This window comes from Nostocoides sp. (assembly GCF_035343835.1).
GTDB lineage: Bacteria > Actinomycetota > Actinomycetes > Actinomycetales > Dermatophilaceae > Nostocoides_A > Nostocoides_A vanveenii.
Genome location: NZ_DAOQZV010000185.1, coordinates 1 through 6,587, shown reverse-complemented (window position 1 = coordinate 6,587; position 6,587 = coordinate 1). Strand labels below are relative to the sequence as shown.

Genomic DNA, 6,587 nt, shown 5'->3' with positions numbered 1-6,587 from the left:
GGCCGGACGGATGGACGCCGGGCGCGGTGCCGATCTGCGCGATGCCTTCGAGTTCATCTCGTATGTCCGCTTCCGTCACCAGGCGGCGCGGGTGCGCGCCGGGCAGGCGCCCGACAACCGGCTCTCCCCCGACGAGCTCAGTTCGTTCGACAAGCGCCACTTGCGAGAGGCCTTCGCGATCGTCCGGTCCGCCCAGTCCACCCTCGGTGTCGCCTATGGCACCGGGAAGCTGGGCTGACCGTGGCCTGGCTCGGCCTGCGCCGGGGGCCCGAGAAGGCCCTCGGCCGACTCGCCGGGGCCGCGAGCCCGGTCGGCGAGTTTGCGCGGGCCGGTCTGCCGTCCGGTGCGACCGCGGCGAGCGCGTTGCGGCTGCTGGCGGTGGACGTCGAGACCACCGGTTTCGATCCCGCCCGTGATCAGTTGCTCAGCATCGGTTTTGTGCCCGTAGACGGGCACACGATCCGCCTCGAGGGGGCTCGACGGATCCATGTGCGTCCCCAAGCCGGGGCCGAAGTCGGCGTGAGCGCGACGATTCACGGCCTGACGGACGACCTGGTCGCCGCGGGCGTCAGCGCGCGGGAGGCCGTCGACGCCCTGGCGACCGCCCTCACCGGCCGCGTGCTGCTCGCTCACCACGCAAAGATCGAGGTGGGCTTCCTCGGGGCGGCGTGCCGAACGGCATACGGGCTGGAGTTGCCGCTGCGCACGGTGGACACCATGGAACTGGCCCGACGAGCCCTACCGGGCGGCTGGCAGCGGGAACCGCAGCCGGGCGAACTGCGCCTATGGACGGTGCGCGAACGCTTCGGATTGCCCACGTATGCCGCGCACGACGCCCTGCAGGATGCCCTCGCCTGCGCCGAGCTCTACCTTGCCCAGCTGGCCGAACTCGAGCACGGCGCCGCCAAGGCGGTCACACTGGACCGGCTGGCGAGCTGACCGGGCCGGCCTATCGCCGGCCCCGTCGGCTCACAAGGACATCGCGTCCAGTCGATCGAGGGCGGCCTCCCAATGGGCGGCCAACCCGTCACGATCGGCACCGTCGTCGAGGTGCTCGTGGCGGATCTCCAGGCTGGTCCGCGCGTCGTCGGCCGGGACGAGATGCACATCCACCAAGGTCGCCGGGGCAGCATCATCCGCGTGCCAGGAGAAGCGGATCTGCTCCTGGGGATGGAAGCTGCGCGTCACCCCGAAGGTGCCGTCGCTGGCCCGCCAACTGCTGCCCTTCGTGCCGAGCTCGCCGCCCTCACCAAGGAGAGCTTCTGCGCCGTGCGGGGCCATCAAGGCACCCCAGACATTCGCGACCGAATGATCGAGCACGCGCGAGACCGACACGAAATCGGACTTCGCGGCGGGTGCCTCGCCCTCGTTGTTCACCGACATCGATGACCACGTCCTTTCACCAGTGGTGATCGGTGACCGGCCCGATGACCGGTCAGGAATCCGACCATACTCGCGCCCTCCGACAGCGGTCACCCCCACCGAAGCCTCGGCTGCCGGCTGGTGCCCAAGGTCATAGGCACCCCGCCGCGGCGGCGGCGGCCCGGGCGGGTTGAATGGAGTCAGATTCACAGGGCGGCACCACTGACGGAGGCACTCGATGGAGCGTGAGCTCAGCGCGGACGACGCGCAATTCCGCGCGGAGATGCGGGAATTCTTCACCACGAAAATCCCCCAGGACATCCGCGACAAGGTCGCAGTGGGTGCGGAGTTGACCAAGGATGACTTCGCGCAGGCCCACCGGATCCAGCACGACCACGGGCTGGCCGTGCCGGGCTGGCCGGTCGAGTGGGGCGGCAAGGAGTGGAGCGACCTGCAGCGCTACATCTGGCTCGACGAGATGGCCGCGGCTGACGTGCCCGCGCCCCTCGCCTTCAACGCAAATATGATCGGGCCGGTCATTGCGGCCTTCGGCAGCCAGGAGATGAAGGAGCGATTCCTGGCGCCGACGGCGTCGCTGGACATCTGGTGGTGTCAAGGCTTCTCCGAGCCCGAGGCCGGCTCCGACCTCGCCTCGCTGCGCACGACCGCCGTCCGCGACGGCGATGAATTTCTCGTCAACGGCCAGAAGACGTGGACGACCCTAGGCCAGTATGCCGATTGGATCTTCGCGCTCGTCCGCACCGATCCCGCGGCGGCCAAGCCCCAACAGGGCATCTCGATGCTGCTCATCGACATGACCAGCCCGGGCATCACGGTGCGGCCGATCCAGTTGATCGACGGCGGCTATGAGGTCAATGAGGTCTTCTTCGACAACGTCCGCGTGCCCGCCGATCAGCTTGTCGGAGAAGAGAATCGCGGTTGGGACTATGCGAAGTTCCTGCTCGGCAACGAGCGGGTCGGCGTCGCCCCGGTGGGTTGGATCAAGCGCAAGCTCGCCGATGCCAAGGCGCGGGCCGCGACCGTGGCCTCCGGATCAGGAACGCTCCTGGACGATCCGCTGATGGCCGCGCGAATCGCGGAGCTCGAATGCGATCTGATGGCACTCGAACTGACCGTGCTGCGAGTCGCCGCCAACTCGCACGGCGGCAAGCCCGACCCGGCGTCCTCGATCTTGAAGCTGCGCGGCAGCCAGATCCAGCAGGACGTGCTGGAGCTGATGGTCGACATCGCCGGGCCGATGTCGGTGGTGTGGTCCGGCGAGGACGACGGTGCGGTGCCGGAGTGGGCACGGCATACGGCTCCGGTATATCTGAATTATCGCAAGGCATCGATCTACGGCGGGTCCAATGAGGTCCAACGCGGGGTCATCGCCAGCGCCATTCTCGGATTGAAGGGCTGAGCCGCAATGATTTTCGCATTCACCGATGAGCAGGAGTCCTTGCGCGACGCGGTGCGCGAGTTGGCCACCCGCGGCCGCACGGAACCCGTGCCCGGCGACGCGCCGCACGACCCGGCGCTGTGGTCGGCCCTGGCCGAACTGGGCGCCCTCGGGCTGCCCTTCCCCGAGGCATCCGGGGGCATGGGCGCGAGCCCGGTCGAGGTGATGATCGTCGCGAGCGAGCTCGGGCGCGCCGGCATCCGCACGGCATACGCCGAGGCGATGGTGGCGGGATCCCTCTTAGCCGCTAGCCGGGACGGCGGCGAACTCCTCGGATCGCTTTGTGCCGGAGACTCTTTCGTGGTGCCCGCGCTCTATGAGCCCAATCGGGCCTGGTCACTGGAACCCGCTAGCGTGATGGCGGACGGCGACCGCCTGACCGGCGTCCGCGAGCCGATCCCGTATGGCGCGGCGGCCGACGCCGTGGTCACGTCGGCTCGCGATGCGGACGGCGTCGCTGTCTTCGTGATCGAGTCCCCCGCCCTCTCCGGGGCACGGTTGGACCTGGCGGGTGTCGCCGCGCGGCGGCTCAAGGGCGCCGAGGCGGCCGCCGTGGCGCGCGCAGTCAATCTGGGCACGCTGACGCTGTGCGCCGAGGCCCTCGGCGCGATGGACACGGCCTTGACGATGACGGTGGAGTACCTGAAGACCCGCAAGCAGTTCGGGGTGCCTTTGGCGCGCTTTCAGACGCTGACGCAGCGCGCCGCGGACATGTACACCTCCCTCGAACTCGCGCGCAGCACCGTGCAATTCGCGGCGATGACGCTCGCTGCCGACCCCGACGAGGCGGCGACGATCGACCGTCTGAAAGTCGTTGTCGGCAAGGCCGGCCGGCACATCGGGCAGGAGGCCATTCAGTTGCACGGCGGGATCGGCGTGACGGCGGAGTATGCCGTGGGTCATCTCACCGCTCGGCTGACGGCCATCGAGCACTCGTATGGCGACACCAGTCAGCACCTGGCCGCGCTGGCCGCGCGCGTGGGCGACTACGAGGCGGTGGATTTGATCGGCTGACTCGCCGGTCAGCCGTCGCGCAGGCAGAGCAGGGTGGATAGCGTCGGGTCGGCGGCATAGGCGATCCGGATGCCCGACGCGCGGGCGCTCGCCAGGGCGTCCAGCACGCTGCGGGTCACGCGCTCGCCAGGCGCCAGCACGGGGATGCCGGGCGGGTAGGGCGCGACGAGCTCGGCGCTCACCCTCCCCTCAGTGGCCCCGATCGGGAGGGCCTCGCGCTCGGCGAAGAAGGCGTCGCGTGGGGCGACCGCCTGCTCCGGGGTCACGGCGTACGCGGCCGCGGTGACGGCCAGACGCGCCGGGCCGCGGTGGCGCGCAATGCTCTCGATCAGCGAATCGCCAAGCGCGCCAAGCGTTTCCGCGGTGTCCGCGAACGAGACGAACGCGACGAGCGTGTCCCGGTCGGCCAACTCCACCGGCATACCGGAAGCCATGAGGTCGGCCTCGACCGCGTTGCCGTCGGCGCCGGTGCCGCCGAGGACGAGGGTGACCTTGAGCGGATCCACGGCGGGGCCGTCGAGCACGACGAGGCCCGGGACGGCCTGCAGGCGGCGCCGGAGGGTCCGGACGGCGTCGAGGGTGGCGTCGAGCAGCTCTGCGCCATCGCGTTGCAAGAGAGCGCGACTCGCGTCGATCGAGGCGAGAATCGAGCCGGCCGGGCTGGTCGTGTGCGTCGCCTCGAACGCCGCATCCAGTCGGTCGAGGTCGACGCGTTCGCCACGGGCGAGCACGATCGCGCCCTGACTGTAGGCCGGTAGCAACTTGTGCGCGGACGTCACCACGGCGTCCGCGCCACGCGCTAGGGCATGGCCTGGCACGTCGGGGTGGAAGCCGAAGTGTGCCGCCCAGGCCGCGTCGACAACCAGTGGTATGCCGTGGGCATGCGCGACGCCGGCCCACGCCTCGACCTCGCCGAGAGTCCCGACATAGGACGGGTCGGTGAGGAAAATCGCTGTGGGAGTTGGACTTTGGCGACAGGCTCGGTCGAGGTCTGTGACGGCGAAACCGAGTGGGAGCCCAGTCGTCGAGTCGACGGGCGGGCTCACCCAGCGCGGTTTGAGACCTGCGAGCACGAGCGCCAGGACCATCGACCGATGGGCGGTGCGGCCGATGACGACGGTGTCGCCCGGGCTGGCGACGGCGAGCGCCACGGTTTGGTTGCCGTGGGTGGATCCGCCGACCGAGAAGCGGGCATGGTCGACGCCCCAGGCAGCCGCGGCCCGACGTTCCGCGTCGGCGAGCACCCCGCGCGTGAGCTTCATCGAGTCGAGGCCGGCGTAGAGGGGCACGTCGCCGGCGACGACGTCACCGACGAGGTCGAGCCGTTGCTTGTGACCGGGAATCGTGAACGGCCGAATCGGCTTCTCCTGGAAGGCGAGCCAAGCATCGAGCAGCGGCGCGTGGCCGCGCAGCCGGCGAGGGTCGGTGGGCATCAGGCCTGCGCCTCCCGCCTGGCGAGCAACTCCGCGGCAGCCTGGCGGGCCTGGACGGCCTGGGTGACGGCCTCGCGCGCCTGGGCGTCACGAGCGAAGAGGTCGGCCAGTTCGGCCTCGGTGGCGGCCAGCTGGGCGCGCAGGTCGTCAGCCCGAACCTTGGACGCATTGAGTTCACGGCTGGCTTGCGCCACAGCGGCTTTCGCTTGCGCGACCCGCCCGGCCGCCTCGGCGTAGGCCTGCGCCGCCGCCTCGATCAGCGCCTCCGGGTCCGCGTCGTCATCGTCCTCGGCCGCCCGGATCGACGCCCGGGCAGAAGAAGACAGCGATTCCCGCGGTCCGGGCGACGGCGCATCTGCGGTTTCGGCCGAGACTTCGGCGGTGTCGGTGGGAGTTGCCCTCCCCAGACCGGGGGTGAGCGCCGCCAGGGGATCCACGACCGCAGCGCGCTCCGGACGGCCCGTCGCAGGGGGCGCCGGGTCTGGCCCATCCGGCTCCGGGGTCGTGGCCGGTGCGTCCAGCTCTGGCTCAACCTGCTCACGGGCCGGCGCAGCAACCGGCTCGTCGAGGGAGGCGCGGTCGGGCTCGGGCTGCCTCGGTGGCCGGAGGAGCACGAGCTTGGGCGCCGGCAGCCGGAAGCCCTCGACGACCGCGTCGTCCAGGTCGACCTCGCCGAATCCGGAGTAGGCCAAGGTGCGGGTCAGCGCCCCCGACGCCATCGCCTCGGTCGCCTCCTCGCTGGCCAGCGCCGCAATCACGGTGTCACGGATCTCGTCGCGTGCGGCCGAGGTCAGCGGAGCGTCGCCGGCCCGAGCGACGGCCTCGGCAGCAGCAAGAAGCTCCGCAATGACACCATCGCGAGCCGGTCGCAGGGCGGAGATGGCGGTGCCGTGCAGATTGGCTTGCGCCGCCCGCAGCTGCGCGCCGACGCTGCGCACCTGTTCGACCAACTCCGGGTGCGCACGGACCACGTGATTGACCAGCCCCGCCGCCACGCTCGGCTTGCGCAGCTTGCCGATGCGTGTGGCCATGGGCCGGTCCTTCGCCGCCCGGGCCGCCGCGACCAGTTCCGTGCGCGTGGCCATGAACTCGGCCAGCGGCGCTGCATACAGGCGTTCCGCTGCCTGCGCGAACGCCTCCTCCGCCGGATCCACAATGCCCACCTGTCCCGCCTCGTCAGTCATCGCCCACCGCCCGAGAATGGCAGCGACCGAGTGGCGAGCGGAAGTTCGCGGCGGTGCGTCGCGCTCGACCCACTGCTCACGCCATGCCCGCGACGCCTCGGGCGGCGGCGGCCTGGCGGTCCAGCTCTCGCAGCC

The 6,587-nt window shown here is 70.7% G+C and carries 7 protein-coding genes; 4 read left to right on the top strand and 3 right to left on the bottom strand.

Translation table 11 applies throughout. The annotated features are described in order from the left end of the window. Together PKH97_RS12290 and PKH97_RS12285 are read left to right on the top strand one after the other, a co-directional pair. On the top strand, positions 1–238 hold a 238-nt coding region (locus tag PKH97_RS12290), incomplete at its 5' end, for a putative nucleotidyltransferase substrate binding domain-containing protein (protein WP_324387765.1). Between the two features lie 2 nt (positions 239–240). Then, the gene (locus tag PKH97_RS12285; RefSeq protein ID WP_324387764.1) at positions 241–939 is read left to right on the top strand and encodes an exonuclease domain-containing protein; all 699 of its coding nucleotides are present in this window, start codon (positions 241–243) and stop codon (positions 937–939) included. Between the two features lie 30 nt (positions 940–969). Here the strand turns inward: PKH97_RS12285 and PKH97_RS12280 are convergent, their stop codons facing one another. Then, positions 970–1,383, bottom strand: coding sequence for an SRPBCC domain-containing protein (locus PKH97_RS12280; protein ID WP_324387763.1), 414 nt, complete (start codon positions 1,381–1,383; stop codon positions 970–972). Positions 1,384–1,600: 217 nt separating this feature from the next. Here PKH97_RS12280 and PKH97_RS12275 point away from each other — a divergent pair, with 217 nt between their 5' ends. Then, complete coding sequence (locus tag PKH97_RS12275) at positions 1,601–2,782, top strand: acyl-CoA dehydrogenase family protein (protein ID WP_324387762.1); 1,182 nt, start codon at positions 1,601–1,603, stop codon at positions 2,780–2,782. A gap of 6 nt (positions 2,783–2,788) precedes the next feature. After that, positions 2,789–3,835 carry an acyl-CoA dehydrogenase family protein gene (locus tag PKH97_RS12270; protein ID WP_324387761.1) on the top strand — a complete coding sequence of 349 codons (1,047 nt, stop codon included), beginning with the start codon at positions 2,789–2,791 and terminating at the stop codon, positions 3,833–3,835. An 8-nt stretch (positions 3,836–3,843) separates the two neighbouring features. On the opposite strand, the gene PKH97_RS12265 is transcribed toward PKH97_RS12270, so the two are convergent. Next, positions 3,844–5,268 carry an aminotransferase class I/II-fold pyridoxal phosphate-dependent enzyme gene (locus PKH97_RS12265; RefSeq protein ID WP_324387760.1) on the bottom strand — a complete coding sequence of 475 codons (1,425 nt, stop codon included), beginning with the start codon at positions 5,266–5,268 and terminating at the stop codon, positions 3,844–3,846. Then, complete coding sequence (locus PKH97_RS12260; RefSeq protein WP_324387759.1) at positions 5,268–6,452, bottom strand: hypothetical protein; 1,185 nt, start codon at positions 6,450–6,452, stop codon at positions 5,268–5,270. Before PKH97_RS12260 ends, PKH97_RS12265 begins: the two co-directional genes overlap by 1 nt. Positions 6,453–6,587 lie beyond the last annotated feature (135 nt).

Bases quoted from the DNA above. Each gene is read 5' to 3' on its own strand.
- PKH97_RS12280 (WP_324387763.1), bottom strand. From the start codon at position 1,383: ATGTCGGTGAACAACGAGGGCGAGGCACCCGCCGCGAAGTCCGATTTC.
- PKH97_RS12275 (WP_324387762.1), top strand. From the start codon at position 1,601: ATGGAGCGTGAGCTCAGCGCGGACGACGCGCAATTCCGCGCGGAGATG.
- PKH97_RS12270 (WP_324387761.1), top strand. From the start codon at position 2,789: ATGATTTTCGCATTCACCGATGAGCAGGAGTCCTTGCGCGACGCGGTG.
- PKH97_RS12265 (WP_324387760.1), bottom strand. From the start codon at position 5,268: ATGCCCACCGACCCTCGCCGGCTGCGCGGCCACGCGCCGCTGCTCGAT.
- PKH97_RS12260 (WP_324387759.1), bottom strand. From the start codon at position 6,452: ATGACTGACGAGGCGGGACAGGTGGGCATTGTGGATCCGGCGGAGGAG.